Below are 18510 nucleotides of genomic sequence, written 5' to 3' on the forward strand. Positions count from 1 at the left end.
TGATGCTTTCGTGAACACGTTCTTCACAGGCAGGCGTGTCGCCCGAGTTTGCACAGATCGGGCTCGACCGAGGCGGCTGTCGGTGCCTCCGCATATGCTTGTTTCATGAAGGTTCTGGCAGCAATGAGTGGCGGCGTCGATTCCGCAGTGGCCGCGGCGCGCGCGGTCGACGCGGGGCACGACGTGGTTGGTGTGCATCTCGCGCTCAGTCGCATGCCCGGCACGCTGCGAACGGGCAGTCGCGGGTGCTGCACGATCGAAGACTCGTCTGATGCTCAGCGAGCGGCGAACATCATCGGCATTCCGTATTACGTGTGGGATTTCTCTGAGCGTTTCAAGCTCGACGTGGTTGACGACTTCATCGCCGAATACGCGGCGGGGCGCACCCCGAACCCCTGCATGCGGTGCAACGAGCGCATCAAATTCGCGGCTTTGCTCGAGAAGGCACTCGACCTCGGGTTCGACGCCGTCGCCACGGGGCATTACGCCACGATTCTGACTGACGCGGCGGGCAATCGAGAGCTGCACCGCGCGAGTGCGTGGGCGAAAGACCAGAGTTATGTGCTGGGGGTGCTGACCGCCGAACAGCTGGCGCACTCGATGTTTCCGCTCGGGGCGACGCCGTCGAAGGCGCTGGTGCGTGCCGAGGCGGCTGAACGCGGGTTCAGTGTGGCGAGCAAGCCCGACAGTCACGACATCTGCTTCATTCCCGACGGTGATACCCGCGGTTGGTTGGCCGAGAAGGTCGGAACCGCCGCGGGTGACATCGTGGAGCGTGACGGCACGGTCATCGGCAGCCACGAAGGGGCCCACGGGTTCACCATCGGGCAGCGCCGGGGGCTGAACCTCGGTGTTATGGCTGACGACGGCCGCCGCAGGTTTGTGCTCGAAGTGAAGACCGCAACGAATACGGTGGTTGTCGGCCCGAAAGAAGCGCTGGCTATCGCCGAGATTGCGGGCTCGCGATTCACCTGGGCTGGTCGGGCGCCAGAGCAGCCTGAGGTCGCGTTCGACTGCGAGGTGCAGATTCGGGCGCACGCCGACCCGGTGCCTGCCGTGGCGCAGGTCGTTTCGTTGACCGACGGGTCGCTCGAACTGGTGATTCGGCCTCATGAGCCTCTCATCGGAGTTTCGCCCGGGCAGACGGCGGTGGTGTACGTCGGTACGCGGGTGCTGGGTCAGACCACGATCGACCGCACCGTGAGTGCCGTAGACCAACCCGCTGTCTCGGCTGCCTGACGAAATTCGGGGGCACAAGATGGCTGGCCGGCAAACAGAAGCGACCGACACCTCACCAAACGCTCGGGCAACGAGCGATGAAGCGGCGACCGAAGAACTGACGCTTGCCGCCGCCGCAGATGAGGCTGCTGCGCTCACCACGCGCATCCAGGAGCTGCGAGACGCGTACTACGACAAAGACGCGTCGCTGGTTTCTGATGAAGAGTACGACCTCATGCTGCGGCGGCTCGGCGAGCTCGAGCGGCTCTTCCCCGAGTTGCAGAGCCAAGACAGCCCCACGCAGACAGTGGGGGGTCGGGCCGAGACCACTCTGTTCTCGCCGGTGCAGCACGCCGAACGCATGCTGAGCCTCGACAATGTGTTCTCGCTCGATGAGTTCGCCGAATGGGCAACCAAGGTCGAACGCGACTCGGGCCGGTCGGTGCACTACCTCTGCGAGCTCAAGATCGACGGCCTCGCCATGAATCTGCGCTACGTCAACGGGCAGCTCGTCTCGGCGGCGACTCGCGGAGACGGAGTCGTTGGCGAAGATGTCACCGAGAACGTGGCGTTCATCCCGGGCATCCCGACGAAGCTCGAAGGCAGCGGGCATCCGCCGCTCATGGAGGTTCGCGGCGAGATCTTCTTTCCCGTCGCCACGTTCGATGAACTGAACGCATCGCAACTCGCTGCCGGCGACCGGCTCTTCGCGAACGCCCGAAACGCGGCAAGTGGTTCGCTGCGCCAGAAAGCAGACAACAAGAACGCTGCCCAGCTCGACCTCATGCACCGGCGGCTCACGGGGCTGCGGATGCTCGTGCACGGCATCGGCGCGTGGCCGAACCCTCCCGTCGACACTCAATCGGGTATTTACGACCTCCTCAAGTCGTGGGGCCTGCCTACGAGCACGCACTACGAAGTGAAGCCCTCCGCGGCCGGCGCGGCCGACTTCATCCAGTACTTCGGCGAGCACCGGTACAGCGTCGAGCACGAACTCGACGGCATTGTGATCAAGGTCGACGAGCTGGCCTTGCACGAAGAGCTCGGGGCAACAAGCCGAGCCCCACGGTGGGCCATCGCTTACAAGTACCCGCCAGAGCAGGTGCAGACGAAACTGCTCGACATCGTGGTGAGCGTGGGGCGAACCGGCCGAGCGACCCCGTTCGCGGTCATGCAGAAGGTGCGGGTTGCCGGTTCTGAAGTGCGGCAGGCCACGCTTCACAACCAAGACGTCGTGAAGCTGAAGGGTGTGCTGATCGGCGACACCGTTATCTTGCGCAAGGCGGGCGACGTGATTCCCGAGGTTCTCGGCCCGGTCGTCGAGCTTCGTGACGGCACCGAGCGCGAATTCGTGATGCCCGAGTTCTGCCCCGAGTGCGGCACTCGCCTTGCTCCGGCAAAAGAGAACGATATCGATCTGCGCTGCCCGAACGCGCGCAGTTGCCCGGCGCAGGTTCGTGGGCGAGTGGAGCACGTGGGTTCACGCGGGGCGCTCGACATCGAGGTGCTCGGTGAGGTCGCAGCGGCAGCCCTCACTCAGCCTGATCAGCCCGCAAAGCCGCCGCTCGTCACCGAGGCGGGCATGTTCGACTTGACGCTCGAGCAGATCTTTCCCATCACCACCATCGTGCGCGACTACGAAACCGGCCTCGAGAAGCCCGACGAGAACGGCGACCCCAAACGCGAGGCACCTTTCCGCCGTCGCCGCCAAAAGAAAGACGGCCCGTTCGTGCCGCCGAGCGGTGACGCTCTGGCTGCGAGCGACGCCACGACCGAAGGCGCAGCGTCGGCCCCGGCCGGAGGCGAGTCCGGTCACACGGCCGACGCGCCGGCTCCCTTCAACGGCGACGAGCTCTACGTTCCCTCCCAGAACGCCATCCGGCTCATCGAGAACATCGGTAAGGCGAAAACCAGCCCGCTGTGGCGCATTCTCGTCGCCCTGAGCATCCGCCACGTCGGGCCTGTCGCCGCGCGTGCGCTCGCCGACTACTTCGGCTCGCTCGAGGCCATCCGTGCCGCCTCCCGCGAAGAACTCGCGGCCGTAGACGGCGTCGGCGGCATCATCGCCGACGCCCTGATCGACTGGTTCGCGGTCGACTGGCACGTTGAGATCATCGATCGCTGGGCGGCGGCGGGTGTGCAATTCACCACCCCCGGGCATCCCGGCCCCGGCGCGAACGTCGGCGCTGGCGGAACCCTCGATGGCCTCACCATCGTCGCGACCGGTGCGCTCGAGGGCTTCACCCGGGAGGGCGCCATCGAGGCGATCATCGCGGCAGGCGGCAAAGCGGCCTCCTCTGTCTCGAAAAAGACCGACTTCGTTGCGGCCGGCCCCGGCGCCGGCTCCAAGCTCCCGAAGGCCGAGGCCCTAGGCCTCCGCATCATCGACGCCGAGCAGTTCGCCCTCCTTTTGGCCGAAGGCCCCGCAGCCCTCGGCGAGAAATAGAGCTTCTTTCACTAGCGAGAAATAATCATGTTATAGTCGGATTCATCGCTGGCGTCGAGTCGGGCGTCAGTTAGGAATTCGATCATGGGTTTAGATGATTTCGTAGATAGTCTCGGCCTCAACGCAACCTTCGCGGCGGCCGATACCCCGCGATCGATGCCGTCGGATCTGTACTTCAACGGATTGCATGGCACTGCCGTAATTCGCGGAATGCAGGGTACAAATGTAGGCTTCGGTGCCGATTTCGGTGCCGAATTCAGTGCTGGTCAAGTCGTCACGTTTGAGCTTCTGGTCTCAGCGACAGGTCGGCCGGACTATGCATTGAGTACAAATCAAGCAGTTCCGCATCTCTTGATTGGGGCCATCCGCCCGGGCAAAACAGTCGACGTGCGAATCGATCCTGCGAACTTCGGTCGACTCGCTATCGACTTCAACCAGATGTTGCATGGTGGCGGCGAATTCCCGAGGGGTCGGGTGACAGCGGATCAGGTTTGCGAAACCGGAGAGCCGGGTTCGGCAGTCGTTCACAGGGTCTTCAAGACCTGGCAGGCCGTCCTTAATCTTGGAGGCGATCCCATTCGCGGAGTCGTCATGATTGTCAGCTGGCCTGGCAAGCCTCCCTTCGTCTCGCGCAACGGCCAGCGTGTCCCCCGAGACAAGCTGAAACTACTCGTGCCCGGAGCGACTTTTCCCGTCAAAGGAGACCCGAACATTCCTGACTTAGCAGTGATCGATTGGTCAGCCATTGGCTGATTGGGCAAGACAATCGGTTTTCTTTGCGAATCGATTCTCGATGGTATTGGGAATGGCCGCGACTGCGCTTTCGTATCAGAGGAGGGAACTTCGAAATCACGTGGTGACGTTTGATCTTGAAGTTCGATTCCCTGGCAAGCAGCCATATCAGATGCGTACTAACCAGGCCCTACCCGGCCTACTCGTCGGAGGAATTCTGCCTGGTTCAACCGTCTTTGTTCGGGTAGATCGCAACAATGAGCAGCGGGTGGCGATCGACTTCAATCAGATAATTCCGAACAACGTGTTCGCGGGGTGGTGGACCGGGAGGTGTCACTCCTGGGCAAGCGATGTCTGGGGATGCGCTCCGAGAGACCGGAACCGCGGCCAGCGGAGTGGTGCAGCAGACGTTCAGCGTGGGTAACATCACCGCCCCGAACGGCGACCCGGTGCTGGGCATCATGATGAGCATCACCTACCCGGGCGGTGCTGCGTATGTTTCGAAGAACGGGCAACGCATTCCGCGCGAAAAATATTCGCTTGTCGTGCCTGGCGCGACTTTTCCTGTGAAAGGCAATCCATCGGTACCCGATCTGTGGACGATCGACTGGCCGGCCGTGCCCTGAACGTAGGGCTGCTCCAACGACCGGCATGCGAGTGAGAGTCAGGCGCACCGAATACACTTGATGGGTTCACAGGCGCGCCTCGGCGCGCACCCAGCAGTACGGAGTCGCATGTCTACCGAAACACCGCCCAGCGAGAGCGCCCGCCCGGCGACGAGCGCCAACAGCCGCCCGGCGAAGGCCGACGGCGACGGTGCGCCCGGAGAGATCACATCCGCACAGGTCGAGCACCTCGCGGGGCTCGCGCGCATCAAGCTGACGCCCGAAGAGATCACGAAGCTGACCGGTGAGCTGGTGGCCATCGTCGACAACGTCGCGAAAGTCACCGAGGTGGCGACGCCTGACGTGCCCGCCACGAGCCACCCCATTCCGTTGCAGAACGTCTTCAGAGATGACGTGGTGGGCGTGACGCTGACGCAAGAACAAGCGCTTTCAGGCGCGCCCGAGCACGACGGCAGCCGATTCCGCGTGTCAGCGATTCTGGGAGAAGAGCAGTGAGCCACGACCTGACCCGCCTCACGGCGTCGGCCCTCGCCGAGAAGCTGCGCACCAGAGAGGTCAGCAGCCTCGAAGCAGTGGATGCCCACCTCGACCGCATCGCGGCCGTCGACCCTGACGTGCACGCGTTTCTGCACGTTGCGGCTGACCAGGCCCGGGCGACGGCGCGGGCGATCGACGCTCGCCGGGCATCCGGAGACCTAAGTGCAGACGAGACCGGAGCAGCACGTGGCGGCAGCGCCAGCGAGCTCGCGGGCGTACCCATCGCCATCAAAGATGTGCTCTGCACCATCGACATGCCAAGCACTGCGGGCTCGAAGATTCTCGAGGGCTGGGTTCCGCCGTACGACGCAACCGTGGTCGCGAAGCTCAGGCGTGCGGGCCTCATTCCGCTCGGCAAGACGAACATGGACGAGTTCGCCATGGGCTCGTCGACCGAGCATTCGGCCTACGGCCCGACCCACAACCCGTGGGATCTCGACCGCATCCCGGGCGGCTCCGGCGGCGGGAGCGCCGCAGCGGTTGCCGCGTTCGAAGCGCCCCTCGCCCTCGGCAGCGACACCGGCGGCTCGATTCGCCAGCCCGCAGCAGTCACGGGCTCGGTCGGCGTCAAGCCGACCTATGGGGGAGTGAGCCGCTACGGCGCCATCGCGCTCGCCTCGAGCCTCGACCAGGTCGGCCCCGTCAGCCGCACCGTTCTGGATGCCGCGCTGCTGCACGACGTGATCGGCGGCCACGACGCCCGCGACTCCACGAGCCTTCGTGACGAGTGGCCCAGCTTCGCCGCCGCCGCACGCGAGGGTGCCGCAACCAGAAGCCTCAAGGGCCTCAAAGTCGGCATTGTCAAAGAACTGCAGGGTGACGGCTTTCAAAAGGGCGTGACGCAGCGATTCGAAGAAGCCGTCGCGTTGCTCACCGCTGCGGGCGCCGAGGTTATCGAGGTCAGCACCCCGAGCTTCGAGTACGCCATCTCGGCGTACTACCTGATCCTTCCCGCCGAGGCGTCGAGCAACCTCGCCAAGTTCGACTCGGTGCGTTTCGGCCTCAGAGTGAACCCGCCCGGCGGCGGAACGGTCGAAGACGTCATGTCGGCGACCCGCGAGGCCGGATTCGGCCCCGAGGTCAAGCGCCGCATCATCCTCGGTACCTACGCACTGAGCGCGGGCTACTACGACGCGTACTACGGCAGTGCCCAGAAGGTTCGCACGCTCATCCAGCGCGACTTCGCCCGCGTCTTCGCCGACGTCGATGTGCTCGTCAGCCCCAGCGCGCCCACCACGGCGTTCAAGCTCGGCGAGAAACTCGACGACCCGCTGGCGATGTACCTCAACGACCTCACCACGATTCCCGCGAACCTCGCCGGGGTTCCCGGAATCAGCCTGCCCGTCGGCCTCGCGCCCGAAGACGGCTTGCCCGTCGGCATCCAATTCATGGCACCCGCCCGAGAGGATGCCCGGCTGTACAAACTCGGCGCAACCCTCGAGGCGCTGCTCGAAGAGAAGCGGGGGCATCCACTACTCAGCGAAGCCCCCGATCTCGCCCCGCAAGAAATGTTCGCGTCTGAAGAAGGTGCCGTCTGATGGCCAAGCCCGCATTGATGCCCTACGAGAAGGCCATCGAACTCTACGAACCGGTGCTCGGTTTCGAGGTGCACGTCGAGCTGAACACGAAGACCAAGATGTTCTCTGACGCCCCGAACTTCTTCGGCGGCGAACCGAACACGAACGTCACTCCCGTCGACCTCGGCCTGCCGGGCTCGCTGCCGGTGGTGAACGAGCAGGCGGTGAAGTACGCCATCAGTCTGGGTCTGGCTCTCGGATGCTCGATAGCACCCAGCTCGCGCTTCGCGCGAAAGAACTATTTCTACCCTGACCTGGCGAAGAACTACCAGATCTCGCAGTTCGACGAGCCTATCGCGTTCACCGGTTCGGTCGAGGTCGAGCTGCCCGACGGGCGACTCTTCACCGTTCCGATCGAACGGGCGCACATGGAAGAAGACGCCGGCAAGCTGACGCATGTCGGCGGCGCGACCGGCCGCATCCAAGGGGCCGAGTACTCGCTCGTCGACTACAACCGGGCCGGCGTGCCGCTGGTCGAGATCGTGACCGACATCATCTATGGGGCAGAGGGTGACGCGCCCGAGCTGGCGAAGGCGTACGTGTCGACGATTCGCGACATCGTGGTGGCGCTCGGCATCTCAGACGCGAAGATGGAGCGCGGAAACCTGCGCTGCGACGCGAACATCTCGTTGCGTCCGCGTACCGCGCCGGGGGAGCCGCCCGCGAAACTCGGCACCCGCACCGAGACGAAGAACGTCAACTCGCTGCGATCGGTCGAGCGCGCGATTCGTTATGAGATTCAGCGCCAGGCCGCCATTCTCGAGGGCGGCGGAACGATCATCCAAGAGACCCGGCACTGGCACGAAGACACCGGCCAGACCTCGGCGGGCCGCCCGAAGAGCGACGCCGACGACTACCGGTACTTTCCGGAGCCCGATCTTCTGCCGGTAGTGCCGAGCCTCGAGCTGATCGAAGTGCTGCGGGCCGGCTTGCCCGAGGCTCCAGTCGCTCGGCGTCGGCGATTGAAGGCCGACTGGGGATTCACCGACCTCGAGTTTCAAGACGTGGTGAACTCGGGGCTCCTCACCGAGATCGTCGAGACGACGAAGGCGGGAGCATCCGCTCAGTCAGCACGCAAATGGTGGACGGGTGAGATCGCACGCATCGCCAACCAGCGCGGGGTCGACGCGTCAAGCCTGGTCTCGCCGCTGCACGTGTCAGAGCTCATCGCGCTCGTCGAGTCGGGCACCTTGACCGACCGCCTCGCGCGCCAAGTGCTCGAGGGCGTCATCGAGGGCGAAGGCACCCCCGATGAGGTTGTCGCCGGCCGAGGGCTTGCCGTGGTTTCAGACGATGGAGCGCTCATCGCCGCCATCGACGAGGCGCTCGCCGCGCAGCCCGACGTGCTCGCCAAGATTCGCGACGGCAAGGTTCAGGCCGCCGGTGCCGTCATCGGCGCGGTGATGAAGGCCATGAAGGGTCAGGCCGATGCCGCGCGCGTGCGCGAGCTCGTACTCGAGCGCGCAAGCGCCTAGCCGCGACACACAAAAGGGCAGCGGATTACACCGGGCACGGCCTATGCGCCGCCGCCCTGTGCGATTCGCCGCCTTTTTTCGCACCGCACCTAGTTCGACGCCAACCCCGCCACGAGGTTGATGGCCGACGCCAAGATGACGGCACCGAAGAGATACGACAGCAGCGCGTGCCGCAGAGCTTGCGAACGAAAGGCGCTGGTCTGAAACGTGGTGTCTGACACCTGGTACGTCATGCCGATAGTGAACGCGAGGTACGCGAAGTCGCTGTACCGGGGGTTCTCCTTCTGGTTGAAGTCGATGCCGCCCGGCGTATCGCGGTAGTAGATCGAGGCATATCGCAGCGTGAAAAGCGTGTGCACGAGCACCCACGACAGCGTCAGGCTCAGCACACCGAGCGCCCCGGCCCCGAACTTGTCGACCCCGTGCTCGTCGCTCGACCCCAGAATCACCACCACGACGGCCGCGATGCTACCGAGGCTCGCGAGCAGCAGCAGCAACTCGGCCGTCGCCCGCGAGGGGTCTTCGCGCGTGGCATGCTTCTGCGTATCGGCCGCGTTCTTGTTGTGGGTGCGCGACCACGTCCAAATGTCGTAGACGAGAGCCGCGCAGATCCACCCAACGACCGCCGCGTCGGCCCAGTCGTAGGTGATTCCCGCAATCAGCCCCGCCACGAGCCCCACCAGAAGCATGATGACGGCTCGCGTCACCGATCGGTGCATCAGCGGCAGTTTTGCGGTCGTGGTACTCATCTTGCGATCATCGCACGCACGATGGCGAATGGATGCTCAGACCCGCGCTCGAGAACCCCGAGCCACTCCTTCGAAACCTCTCAGGAATCTCGGGGCACGAGACCCCCTGAAAGACAGCGCCTTAGTCGGCCTGCACGATGCTCACGAATCGAGGTGCCGACCGCAACGTCAGCCGAAGCCGCAACCGCCCCTGTTTTGCGAGGATCGCCCCGATCACGACAGCCGCCAACACTGGTGCCAACCCCGAAATAGCCATCGCGGTGTGTGCCCCGAACGTCTCCACGATCCAGCCCATGAACGGCCCGCCGATGGCCTGCCCGCCGAGCAGCACGAGCACGTACACCGACATCACTCGCCCGCGCACCGCCATGTTCGACGAAATCTGCACCAGAGAGTTCGCGCCCGTGATGAACAGCAGGTTCGCGAAGCCCACCCCGATGAGCACCACCGAGAAGAACAGCTGGTTCGGCATGAGCCCGGCGGCAGCCTGCAGCAACCCGAAGAGCGCTGCCGTCGCAATAACCGTTCGCAACCGGATGCCCATGCGCCTCGTCGAGGCAACAGCACCCGTGAAGGCACCCACAGCCAAGAGCGTATTGAACAGACCGTAACCCGCAGCGCCCACGTTGAAAACCCCACTGGCGAACGCCGCGAGCAGCACGGGCATCGAGAATGTGAAGAGCGAGAGCACGGCCATCATCACCATGGTCCAGAGAATCGACGGCTTCGACACGACATAACGAAGGCCCTCGCGAAGCTGCCCCGGGGCCCGCACCGCGGGTGTGCTCTTGTGCAGGTCTGCCACGCGTAACAGGAGTAACGCTGCTACGACGAACAAGCAGCTGACGGCGTTGATGGCAAACGACCATCCGGCGCCCACAGCGACCAGCAGCGCGCCACTGATGGCCGGCCCGATGAGACCGCCCAGCTGAAACACCGAGGAGTTGATGCTGATGGCGTTGTGCAGGTATTTCGGCCCCACGAGCTCGTTGACGAAGACCTGGCGGGCGGGGTTGTCGAACACAGTCACCACGCCCACGAGAAACGCGATGATGTACACCTGCCACACCTCGACAACGCCCGTCAGGGTGAGCACAGCGAGGGCCGCGGCCAGCACGAACATGCCGATCTGCGTGGCAATCAGCAGCAGCCGGCGCGAATGCCGGTCGACGAAGACACCGCCGAAAAGACCGAACAGCAGCATCGGGGTGAACTGCATCGCCACAGTGATGCCCACCGCGGTGACGCTGCCGGTCAGCTCGAGAACGAGCCAGTCTTGGGCGATGCGCTGCATCCACGTGCCGGTCATCGACACCATGTTCGAGAACGTGAACAGCCGGTAGTTGTAGATGCGCAAGGCCACGAGGGTGTCGCGCCACGGCGGGCGGTGCCGGATGATCGCGACGGGGGCGGTCGCGGGGGCAGTGGCTGCTGGCGCGGCGGCGGGCGGCGGTGCGGCGGCGGGCGGCGGAGAGACGGGCGATGGGCTGGCGGCTCGTGAGCCGGCGGGCGGTCTCGGCGAGTCGGATGCTTCGGGGCGAACGATGTCGATGGGCAGGGTGGGCGGTGGAGCAATCACAAAAAACCTAAGTTACGTAGTAATGGGTGGTGTTCTTCGACGGTATCGCGCGCGCGCTCATTCTCTTGCTAAATTGAGGCTATTACTCCTATTACGTTTTCGAATGAGGTGTTCGGGTAGATGTTCGATCCGGTGTTGTTGACCACGTTTCTCGCGGTAGCCGATACGCACAGTTTCACGGGAGCGGCGGCGCGGCTGGGCATCAGCCAGCCCACCGTCAGCCAGCACATTCGTAAGCTCGAGGAGTCGGCCGGCAGGCAACTGGTCGCTCGCGATACGCGAGACGTGCGGATGACCGACAACGGTGACGCTATGGCAGGGTTCGCTCGCAGCATTCTTGCCGCGCACTCGGCAGCGACCACGTATTTCAGCGGGTCGGCAATGAAGGGCAGGCTGCGGTTCGGCGCTGCTGACGACCTGGCCATCACCCAACTGCCGCGCATCCTGAGGCATTTTCGGCAGCTCTACCCGCAGATCAACCTCGAGCTGACCGTGAACCAGAGCACGCCGCTCTACCGGCAGCTCAAAGCAGGGCGGCTCGACCTCATCTTCATCAAGCGCATGGCCGACTCTGACGAGGGTGCGCTGGTAAGGCGCGACAGTCTGGTCTGGGTCGGTCAGCCGAAGACCGTGGTGGAGTCTGGTGCGCCAGTGCCGTTGATCGCGTACCAGGCGCCGAGCATCAGCAGGCAGAGCGCCATCGATGCGCTCGAGGGGGCCGGCCGCACGTGGCGCATCACGTGCAACACCCGGGAGGTGAACGGCATGCTCGCGGCCGTGCGGGCGGGAATCGGAATCGCCGTGTTTCCGCAGTCGCTGATTCCCGACGATCTCGTGCCGGTGGGCCCGCGCTTCGGCCTGCCCGAGCTTGGGCACGTCGACTTTCGCCTGCTCGCGAACCCATCGGCGGCGGCCTCGCCCGTGGAGGCGCTCACCACGGCCATCATGGGTCGCCCGCTGAACCGCCCCGCGCCCTAGGCCACTCCGCCCTGCTCCGCCGCGGGGCGCACGCCACGATCGACTTGACGAAAAGGCTCGCCATACCGCGTTTTAAGGAGCTTTTGCGTCAAACCGAGCGAGTGTCACGGGCGCGTCGGCGCCCAGGCGGCGCGAGGGTTAATCGGTGGGAAAGTGCACGCCCGTCAGCTCCTCTGAGCGTAGCCAGAGCAGCGCGCCCTGCTTCTCGCTCTCGGCGCGACGGGTGAAGTGGGCGAAGTTCGGTTCGCCCGTCAGCTCGAGAAAGCCCGACGGGCCAAAGTAGTCGCCCCCGAGCACCTCGTCGTTGGTGGCCGCGAAGAGCTCAGGCAGCGCCCCCTCGGCAGCGGATTGCGTCATTCCGGGCATCCGGTTCATGGCGGTCATGGCGCGCGACGGCTTCGCCCGACCGAGGTTCGGGCCCGACGACTGCAGATTCGTACGACTGAACCCGGGATGCGCCGCGAGGCTCAGCACACCCCAGCCGAGCGATGCGTTGCGGCGGGCGAACTCTTTCGTGAACATCAGGTTCGCGAGCTTCGACTGCCCGTATGCACCCCAGGCGTTGTAGCGGCTCTCGTGGTGCAGGTCTTCGAAGTCGATGCGGCCCATCCAGTGCATGATGCTCGACATGGTGACGACCCGCGGTGCGTCGGCCCGCTGCAGCGCAGGCATCAGTCGGCCGGTGAGCGCGAAATGCCCGAGGTGGTTGGTGCCGAATTGCAGCTCGAACCCGTCGTCGGTGAGTGTTCTGCGTGGCACAGCCATCACTCCTGCATTGTTGAAGAGCAGGTCGAGTGGATGCCCGTCACCCACGATCTCGTCAGCCAACCGCCGTACAGACCCCAGATTCGCGAGGTCGAGCGCCGCGACTCGCACCGAGCCCCGCGTTCTGCCTCCCCCCGTGGTCGAGGCCGTGGTCGTTTCAGCGCCCGACGCGAGCTTTTCCATCGCCTCCGCACCCTTCTCTGCCGAGCGCGACGTGATGATCACATCGGCGCCGGCCGCGAGCAGCCGCCTTGCCGTCTCGAACCCGAGCCCGGAGTTACCCCCGGTCACCAACGCTCGCCGCCCGGTCAAATCGGGTAGCTCAATATTCGGAGTGCGCGCCATACTCACAGCCTGACCTATTCAGCGCGACAGGCCCGCTTCGCGCGCCGGACCCGCTTCGCGCGCCGTCGCCGTGACAGCCGCTCATTTACTCGGAGCCGGTCGTCTTGCGTCACCGCGCGTCGCGGTCAGACGCGATCGGCGCGCCACGCGTCAGACTCGTGCCACACGCCCACACGCCCACACGCCCACACTCCGCCGCGACCGCGCGACTCGCGGTCAGAGGCGGTCGTCGCGGCCGGTGAGCGCGAGCAGCCGCGACTGCAGCGGTGCATCGTCTGCGATGGGAACCGGCGACGCGAAGAGCCCGCTGGCTTCGAGGGTGTCTTTCTGCGGCTCGAAGACGGTGTACACGGCCTCGATGAGGGCGGGGTCGAGTTGGTCGCTCGAGTGGGTCGCACGTGCGAGATCCCACGTGTGAATCGTCACGTCTGACACCTGCTCGCTGAGGTATTCGCTCGCCGGAATGGTGCCGTACGACACGTGCACGGGCGCGTCACTAGGCGCCTTCGCCCAGGCCGATGCCGCGGCCGCGGAGTACCGGTGCCATTCGGCAATGAGGTCGTCACCGAGTGCACGGATGTACGGCTGCGCCTGCCGCACGGTTCGCCCCTCGAGCAGCAGCGGAACCCACTGCTGCTCTTCGATGACGTGCTGCACTAATTGGTGCGTGTTCCACTCGGTGTCGGGCGTGGGCGCCGACCAGTCGGTCACCGCCGCCAGCCGTGCGCTGAATTCGTTGTGCGCCGTTTGACGGAGGCTAATCCAGTCGATACTCATGGGGTCTCCCGTTCTTTCTCAAGAGTAAAGCCCGGCACTCGTGCATCCATTCCGCCTCAACCGATCTGTGCATAACTTACGCTGACAGCGATTGTGCACGTGTAGTTTCGACTGGTGACTCTTCAAACGCGCCCCGTGACTCCGGATGATCTGCCGCACCTGCTCGCCCTCAACAACGCTGCCGTGCCGGCCGTCAACGAACTCGATGAGTCTGCCTTGAGCGCCATTCTGGCGGTGGCCCACGCCAGCATCGCGGTCGTCGACGCGACAGGGGCCGAGCCGCCCGCACCCGCGCCCGCACTCGCAGCCGCGCCAACCGCCGCACCCGCAGCCGCGCCAGCCGCCGAGTCGCCCGCAGCCGCGCCAGCCGCCCTGGCCCCCGCCTTGGGTTTCGTCGTCACCTTGGCCCCCGGCGCCGACTACCAGAGCGAGAACTACACCTGGTTTCAATCGCGCTCGCACGACTTTCTCTACGTCGACCGCATCGTGGTGTCAGAAGGCGCGCGCGACAAAGGGGTGGGCCGCCTGCTCTACACCGCCGTCTTCGACGAAGCCCGCGCTCTCGGTGCCGCCGAGGTGTTCTGCGAGGTCAACCTCGAGCCGCCGAACCCCGGGTCTTTACGTTTTCATTACCGCCTCGGCTTCGAAGAGGTAGGCCAGCAGGCCACCAAGGGCGGCGAAGTGCTCGTCTCGTTGCTGGCCGCGCCCGTGCTCTAACTCACGACCTGGCAGGGCCTTCGCCGCCACCTGCGCAGCCAGCGCCGCCACATGCACCGCCACCCGCGCCGCCACCGCCGCCAGCACCGCCTGCGCCACCTGCACCGCCAGCACCGCCGCCAGCACCGCCGCCAGCACCGCCAGCACCGCCGCCAGCACCGCCAGCACCGCCGCCAGCACCGCCGGCGCGGCGCCCACCCTCACACGATCGCAACCCCTCGCGCCCGCAGAAACCGCCGATCGGCGGCGAGCGACGCCAGCAACCGATCACGCGTACTGCGAATGTGCGCGACCGCGAGCCGCACCGCCTCGTCTGCGTCTCGCCGCCGAAGCGCATCCAGAACCGCCTGGTGCTCGGCCACGGCCAGGGCCCTGGCCTGCTCGGTCTGCACCTCGAGCCAGCGGGTGCGCGACAGCCTTGTCATCGCCCCTTCGGCGGCCGAAGCCAAGAATGGATTCTCGCTGAGCCGCACCAGCTCCACATGAAAGTCGGTGCCCATGCGGTGCCCCTGCTCGCTCGAACCACTCGGATCGAACGCGTGCAGCAGTTCATCCAGAGCCGCGAGGTCGCCGTCGCTCGCCCGCTCTGCCGCCAGCCGCACACCGGCGGCCTCGATCACCTCGCGGTATTCGAGCAGGCTGGCGATCTCGGCAAGGTCGATGGGCGACACCATCCAGCCGCGCCCGTCACGTTGTACCAGCCCTTCGGCTTCGAGCCGCATCAGCGCGGCGCGCACGGGCGTACGCGAGGCCGAGAGTTCTGTTTCGAGCCCTCGCTCGGTGAGCCGTTCGCCCGGCGTCATCGAAAGGCTCAGGATGCCCTCCCGAAGCCGCTCGTAGATCAGCACGGTCTGCGACGTTTCACTCATGCCCTCAGCATATCCGTTTGGTATACCTTGGTGGTATACCGCTAGGGTATTCCATGACGCACTCGGCACGAGTACTCCACTGCACCGCAGGTGCGGCGCCACACGGCGCCGCACCTCCACACCCGAGAAGAGAACGCACGACCATGACCGACCCCGTCGAAACCGCACCCCGCGACCGACCCCCAGCGAAGCCGCGCCTCGGCTTTCGCCCGTGGTTCATGCTCGCGCTCGGTCTCTTCGCGCAGGTCGCCGGCACCATCGCGGTGAGTTCACCCGCCTTCCTGATCACGCTGCTGCATAGCGACAGAGGCCTGTCGCTCGCTCAGGCCGGCCTCGTGGTGGCCGCGCCTTCGTTGGGCATGGTGCTGACACTCATCGCGTGGGGTGCCTTGGCCGACAAGGTAGGTGAACACTGGGTCATCGCCGCCGGGCTCACCGTGACGGCGCTCGCGGCCTTCGGGGCACTCGTCTCAACCGACCTGGTGGTCACCACGATCTTCTTGCTCGTCGGCGGCATGGGCGCCGCGAGTGCCAACGCCGCTGGGGGTCGACTCGTGGTGGGCTGGTTTCCGGCCAACCGGCGCGGGCTGGCCATGGGCATTCGCCAAATGGCCCAGCCGCTGGGGGTCGCAGCGGCCGCGATCGTGATTCCGCCGCTGGCCGCGAGCGGTGGGCTGCAGACCGCGCTGCTGTTTCCCTTCATCGTCACGGCGGTTGCGGCGGTGCTGAGCGCCGTCTTCATCGTCGACCCGAAGCGCGCGGCGCACGACGTGCTGCCTGTGGGTCAGAAGCCGCCGAACCCGTACCGGCAGTCGACGTTGCTCTGGCGCATCCACGGTGTCTCGGTTCTGCTCGTCTTTCCGCAGTTCGTCATTTCGACGTTCGCGTTGGTCTGGCTGATCACCGACGAAGGCTGGCAGCCCCTGGCCGCCGGCGTCGTGGTGGGTGTTGCGCAATTCGTCGGAGCTCTCGGCCGCATTGTGGTGGGCCTGGTTTCTGACCGGGTGGGCAGTCGCATGCTGCCGCTTCGAATTGTCGCCGGCGGCGCCAGCGCCATCATGATCGTTCTGGCCCTGACCGACTGGTGGGGTCTGTCGGCCATCGCCGCGCTGGTGGTCATCGTCGCCTCGGCTATCACGGTGGCCGACAATGGGCTGGCCTTCACCGCCGTGGCCGAACTGGCTGGCAGTCGCTGGTCGGGCCGCGCCCTCGGCGCGCAGAACACCGCACAATTTCTCGCGGCTGCCGCGACAGCGCCCGTGATGGGCGCTCTCATCGGTGGTTTCGGCTTCGCCGCCTCATTCGGGCTGACGGCGCTTCTGCCGCTTATCGCAATCCCTCTGGTGCCTCTCGTTGACAAGCGTTCGGGTAAAAAACTGTAGACCGAATGTGACCAGAGCGTTATCAGCGCGAGGCGCGGCAAACGAACCCAAGCGCCTCGTGGTACCGTGCAAAAATGCCACGAATCGCGGGAGTTGCCGCAGCCTTCCCCCCTCGTTCTTACCCGCAATCTGCCATCACCGAATTGCTGGGGCCCATCATCACCGATGATCCCAAGAAATTGGCGCTGTTGAAGAGGCTGCACGCGAACAGCAAGGTCGACAGACGGCACCTGGTGATGCCGTACGACTGGTACAAAGACACTGACCTGAGTTTCACCCTCACCAACAACACATTCATTGTGGCCGCAGTCGATCTGGCAGAAGAGGCCACGGTGGGCGCACTCGCCAAGGCGAACCTGCAGCCGACCGACGTCGACTTCATCGTCTTCACCTCGGTGACCGGCATTTCTGCGCCGTCAGTGGATGCCCTGATGGCCCTCCGCTTAGGCTTTCGTTCTGACGTGAAACGCATGCCCATGTTCGGGCTCGGTTGTGTTGCCGGCGCTGCCGGTATTGCGCGGGTCAACGACTACCTGATCGGCCATCCGGGCGAGGTGGGGCTGCTCATTTCGGTGGAGCTCTGTTCCCTCACGGTGCAGCGCGGCGACGATTCGATGGGAAACCTCGTGGCGAGCGGCCTGTTCGGTGATGGGTCGGCGGCCGTTGTGATGGTGGGCTCCGAACGTGCCACGACCATGCCGGTCACCGGGCCCGACGTGCTCGACACCCGCAGCAGGCTCTACCCGGGTACGCGCGAGGTGCTCGGCTTCAACCCGAGCGAAAGCGGATTTCGCATCGTGCTGACGGCCGGCGTCGCAGACGTCATCGACGAGCACTTCGACTCCGATGTGGTGGGGCTGCTCACCGAGCACGAGCTCGGGGTCAGTGACGTCGACGTGTGGATGGCTCACCCGGGCGGCCCACGGGTACTCACCTCGTTTCAGGCCGCCCTGGGGCTGGCCGAAGGTGCGCTCGACGTGAGCTGGGCATCCATGGCCGACAAAGGCAACATGTCGTCGGCGTCGGTGCTGCATGTGCTCGCCGAGACCCTTGCGCAGAACAAATTCGAGTCGGGTGACCGAGGCCTGCTCTTTGCGCTCGGCCCTGGCGTCTGCGCCGAAATCGTGCTCGTGCAGTGGCCGGAGGCAGCCGAGTAGTGCTGCTTTACGCGGCGCTGATCTTCGCTACGGGGGCCGAACGGTTCGTGGAGCTGGGTGTCTCTGCGCGCAACGCGAAGTGGGCGTTCGCGCGCGGGGGAGTTGAGTTCGGGCGCGGCCATTTTCCCTTCATGGTGGTGCTGCACACGTCGATGCTCGTTGCCTGCCTCGCCGAGGTCTTTCTGCTGCAGCGATCGTTCACGCCGTGGCTCGGGTTTCCGATGCTCGCCATCGCGCTGGCCTGTCAGGCGCTGCGCTGGTGGTGCATCGGGTCGCTCGGTAAGCGCTGGAACACGCGGGTCATTGTGGTTCCCGGTCTGCCACTGGTGAAACGCGGGCCGTACCGGTTTCTGAATCACCCGAACTATGTCGCAGTGGTGGCCGAGGGTATCGCGTTGCCGCTCGTTTACAACGCGTGGATCACGGCGACCGTGTTCACGGTCGTGAATCTCGTGCTGCTGCTGCGCTTCCGTATTCCGGTAGAAGAGAAGGCTCTGGCGTTCGGGCTGTCGCAGTCGCCGGCGTCGTCGCCGGCAGATGGTGCCGCGCCGCCCCAAGCGTTTTCGAGCTGAGCGGGTAGG

General features: G+C 65.3%; 18 protein-coding genes. 12 read left to right on the plus strand and 6 right to left on the minus strand.

Features of this window, described 5'->3' with window-relative positions; genetic code table 11:
• Nucleotides 1-105 precede the first annotated feature (105 nt).
• From mnmA to gatB, 7 genes are all read left to right on the plus strand, one after another.
• Entirely contained in the window at nt 106-1239 is a 1134-nt protein-coding gene (gene mnmA / locus IEX24_RS17420) for a tRNA 2-thiouridine(34) synthase MnmA (protein ID WP_188680628.1), read from the plus strand.
• 19 nt (nt 1240-1258) lie between these two features.
• Complete coding sequence (gene ligA / locus IEX24_RS17425) at nt 1259-3664, plus strand: NAD-dependent DNA ligase LigA (RefSeq protein WP_188680630.1); 2406 nt, start codon at nt 1259-1261, stop codon at nt 3662-3664.
• 84 nt (nt 3665-3748) lie between these two features.
• Complete coding sequence (locus IEX24_RS17430) at nt 3749-4417, plus strand: hypothetical protein (protein ID WP_188680632.1); 669 nt, start codon at nt 3749-3751, stop codon at nt 4415-4417.
• 329 nt (nt 4418-4746) lie between these two features.
• Entirely contained in the window at nt 4747-5022 is a 276-nt protein-coding gene (locus tag IEX24_RS17435) for a hypothetical protein (RefSeq protein ID WP_188680634.1), read from the plus strand.
• 108 nt (nt 5023-5130) lie between these two features.
• Nucleotides 5131-5517, plus strand: coding sequence for an Asp-tRNA(Asn)/Glu-tRNA(Gln) amidotransferase subunit GatC (gatC, locus tag IEX24_RS17440; RefSeq protein WP_188680636.1), 387 nt, complete (start codon nt 5131-5133; stop codon nt 5515-5517).
• Nucleotides 5514-7097 carry an Asp-tRNA(Asn)/Glu-tRNA(Gln) amidotransferase subunit GatA gene (gene gatA / locus IEX24_RS17445; RefSeq protein WP_188680638.1) on the plus strand — a complete coding sequence of 528 codons (1584 nt, stop codon included), beginning with the start codon at nt 5514-5516 and terminating at the stop codon, nt 7095-7097. The genes gatC and gatA overlap by 4 nt, the downstream gene beginning before the upstream one ends.
• Nucleotides 7097-8611, plus strand: coding sequence for an Asp-tRNA(Asn)/Glu-tRNA(Gln) amidotransferase subunit GatB (gene gatB / locus IEX24_RS17450; protein WP_188680641.1), 1515 nt, complete (start codon nt 7097-7099; stop codon nt 8609-8611). Before gatA ends, gatB begins: the two co-directional genes overlap by 1 nt.
• An 89-nt stretch (nt 8612-8700) precedes the next feature.
• Here the strand turns inward: gatB and IEX24_RS17455 are convergent, their stop codons facing one another.
• Together IEX24_RS17455 and IEX24_RS17460 are read right to left on the minus strand one after the other, a co-directional pair.
• Complete coding sequence (locus tag IEX24_RS17455) at nt 8701-9360, minus strand: DUF1345 domain-containing protein (protein WP_229715504.1); 660 nt, start codon at nt 9358-9360, stop codon at nt 8701-8703.
• A 121-nt stretch (nt 9361-9481) separates the two neighbouring features.
• On the minus strand, nt 9482-10759 hold the full coding sequence (locus IEX24_RS17460; protein ID WP_229715533.1) for an MFS transporter: 1278 nt from the start codon (nt 10757-10759) through the stop codon (nt 9482-9484).
• 300 nt (nt 10760-11059) lie between these two features.
• Between IEX24_RS17460 and IEX24_RS17465 the strand changes: the two genes are divergently transcribed.
• Nucleotides 11060-11917 (plus strand): LysR substrate-binding domain-containing protein, encoded by an 858-nt coding sequence (locus IEX24_RS17465; RefSeq protein WP_188680643.1) that lies wholly within the window; start codon nt 11060-11062, stop codon nt 11915-11917.
• 138 nt (nt 11918-12055) lie between these two features.
• Here IEX24_RS17465 and IEX24_RS17470 read toward each other — a convergent pair whose 3' ends face one another.
• Nucleotides 12056-13027, minus strand: a complete 972-nt coding sequence (locus tag IEX24_RS17470) for an SDR family oxidoreductase (protein WP_188680645.1) — start codon at nt 13025-13027, stop codon at nt 12056-12058.
• A gap of 216 nt (nt 13028-13243) precedes the next feature.
• Nucleotides 13244-13804: a TIGR03086 family metal-binding protein gene (locus tag IEX24_RS17475; RefSeq protein ID WP_188680647.1), complete on the minus strand. Its 561-nt coding sequence runs from the start codon at nt 13802-13804 to the stop codon at nt 13244-13246.
• A gap of 114 nt (nt 13805-13918) precedes the next feature.
• Between IEX24_RS17475 and IEX24_RS17480 the strand changes: the two genes are divergently transcribed.
• Nucleotides 13919-14521: a GNAT family N-acetyltransferase gene (locus tag IEX24_RS17480; protein WP_188680649.1), complete on the plus strand. Its 603-nt coding sequence runs from the start codon at nt 13919-13921 to the stop codon at nt 14519-14521.
• Here IEX24_RS17480 and IEX24_RS17485 read toward each other — a convergent pair.
• Both IEX24_RS17485 and IEX24_RS17490 read right to left on the minus strand, forming a co-directional pair.
• The gene (locus IEX24_RS17485) at nt 14423-14719 is read right to left on the minus strand and encodes a hypothetical protein (protein WP_188680651.1); all 297 of its coding nucleotides are present in this window, start codon (nt 14717-14719) and stop codon (nt 14423-14425) included. The genes IEX24_RS17480 and IEX24_RS17485 overlap by 99 nt on opposite strands.
• Before the next feature lie 2 nt (nt 14720-14721).
• A complete protein-coding gene (locus IEX24_RS17490; RefSeq protein WP_188680652.1) occupies nt 14722-15390 on the minus strand; it encodes a GntR family transcriptional regulator in 669 nt (222 codons plus the stop codon).
• A 143-nt stretch (nt 15391-15533) separates the two neighbouring features.
• Between IEX24_RS17490 and IEX24_RS17495 the strand changes: the two genes are divergently transcribed.
• The 3 genes from IEX24_RS17495 (at nt 15534) to IEX24_RS17505 (ending at nt 18501) form a co-directional block, all read left to right on the plus strand.
• On the plus strand, nt 15534-16772 hold the full coding sequence (locus IEX24_RS17495) for an MFS transporter (RefSeq protein ID WP_188680655.1): 1239 nt from the start codon (nt 15534-15536) through the stop codon (nt 16770-16772).
• 74 nt (nt 16773-16846) lie between these two features.
• On the plus strand, nt 16847-17929 hold the full coding sequence (locus IEX24_RS17500) for a type III polyketide synthase (RefSeq protein ID WP_188680657.1): 1083 nt from the start codon (nt 16847-16849) through the stop codon (nt 17927-17929).
• Nucleotides 17929-18501, plus strand: coding sequence for an isoprenylcysteine carboxyl methyltransferase family protein (locus IEX24_RS17505; protein WP_188680659.1), 573 nt, complete (start codon nt 17929-17931; stop codon nt 18499-18501). Before IEX24_RS17500 ends, IEX24_RS17505 begins: the two co-directional genes overlap by 1 nt.
• Nucleotides 18502-18510: the final 9 nt, after the last annotated feature.

Source organism: Subtercola lobariae, from assembly GCF_014640255.1.
Classification (GTDB): domain Bacteria; phylum Actinomycetota; class Actinomycetes; order Actinomycetales; family Microbacteriaceae; genus Subtercola; species Subtercola lobariae.

Excerpts from the sequence above, each read along its gene's own strand:
- gatB (WP_188680641.1), top strand. The coding sequence starts at position 7,097 with ATGGCCAAGCCCGCATTGATGCCCTACGAGAAGGCCATCGAACTCTAC.
- IEX24_RS17490 (WP_188680652.1), bottom strand. The coding sequence starts at position 15,390 with ATGAGTGAAACGTCGCAGACCGTGCTGATCTACGAGCGGCTTCGGGAG.
- IEX24_RS17455 (WP_229715504.1), bottom strand. The coding sequence starts at position 9,360 with ATGAGTACCACGACCGCAAAACTGCCGCTGATGCACCGATCGGTGACG.
- gatC (WP_188680636.1), top strand. The coding sequence starts at position 5,131 with ATGTCTACCGAAACACCGCCCAGCGAGAGCGCCCGCCCGGCGACGAGC.
- IEX24_RS17430 (WP_188680632.1), top strand. The coding sequence starts at position 3,749 with ATGGGTTTAGATGATTTCGTAGATAGTCTCGGCCTCAACGCAACCTTC.
- mnmA (WP_188680628.1), top strand. The coding sequence starts at position 106 with ATGAAGGTTCTGGCAGCAATGAGTGGCGGCGTCGATTCCGCAGTGGCC.
- IEX24_RS17495 (WP_188680655.1), top strand. The coding sequence starts at position 15,534 with ATGACCGACCCCGTCGAAACCGCACCCCGCGACCGACCCCCAGCGAAG.
- IEX24_RS17470 (WP_188680645.1), bottom strand. The coding sequence starts at position 13,027 with ATGGCGCGCACTCCGAATATTGAGCTACCCGATTTGACCGGGCGGCGA.
- IEX24_RS17500 (WP_188680657.1), top strand. The coding sequence starts at position 16,847 with ATGCCACGAATCGCGGGAGTTGCCGCAGCCTTCCCCCCTCGTTCTTAC.
- ligA (WP_188680630.1), top strand. The coding sequence starts at position 1,259 with ATGGCTGGCCGGCAAACAGAAGCGACCGACACCTCACCAAACGCTCGG.
- IEX24_RS17435 (WP_188680634.1), top strand. The coding sequence starts at position 4,747 with ATGTCTGGGGATGCGCTCCGAGAGACCGGAACCGCGGCCAGCGGAGTG.
- IEX24_RS17475 (WP_188680647.1), bottom strand. The coding sequence starts at position 13,804 with ATGAGTATCGACTGGATTAGCCTCCGTCAAACGGCGCACAACGAATTC.
- IEX24_RS17465 (WP_188680643.1), top strand. The coding sequence starts at position 11,060 with ATGTTCGATCCGGTGTTGTTGACCACGTTTCTCGCGGTAGCCGATACG.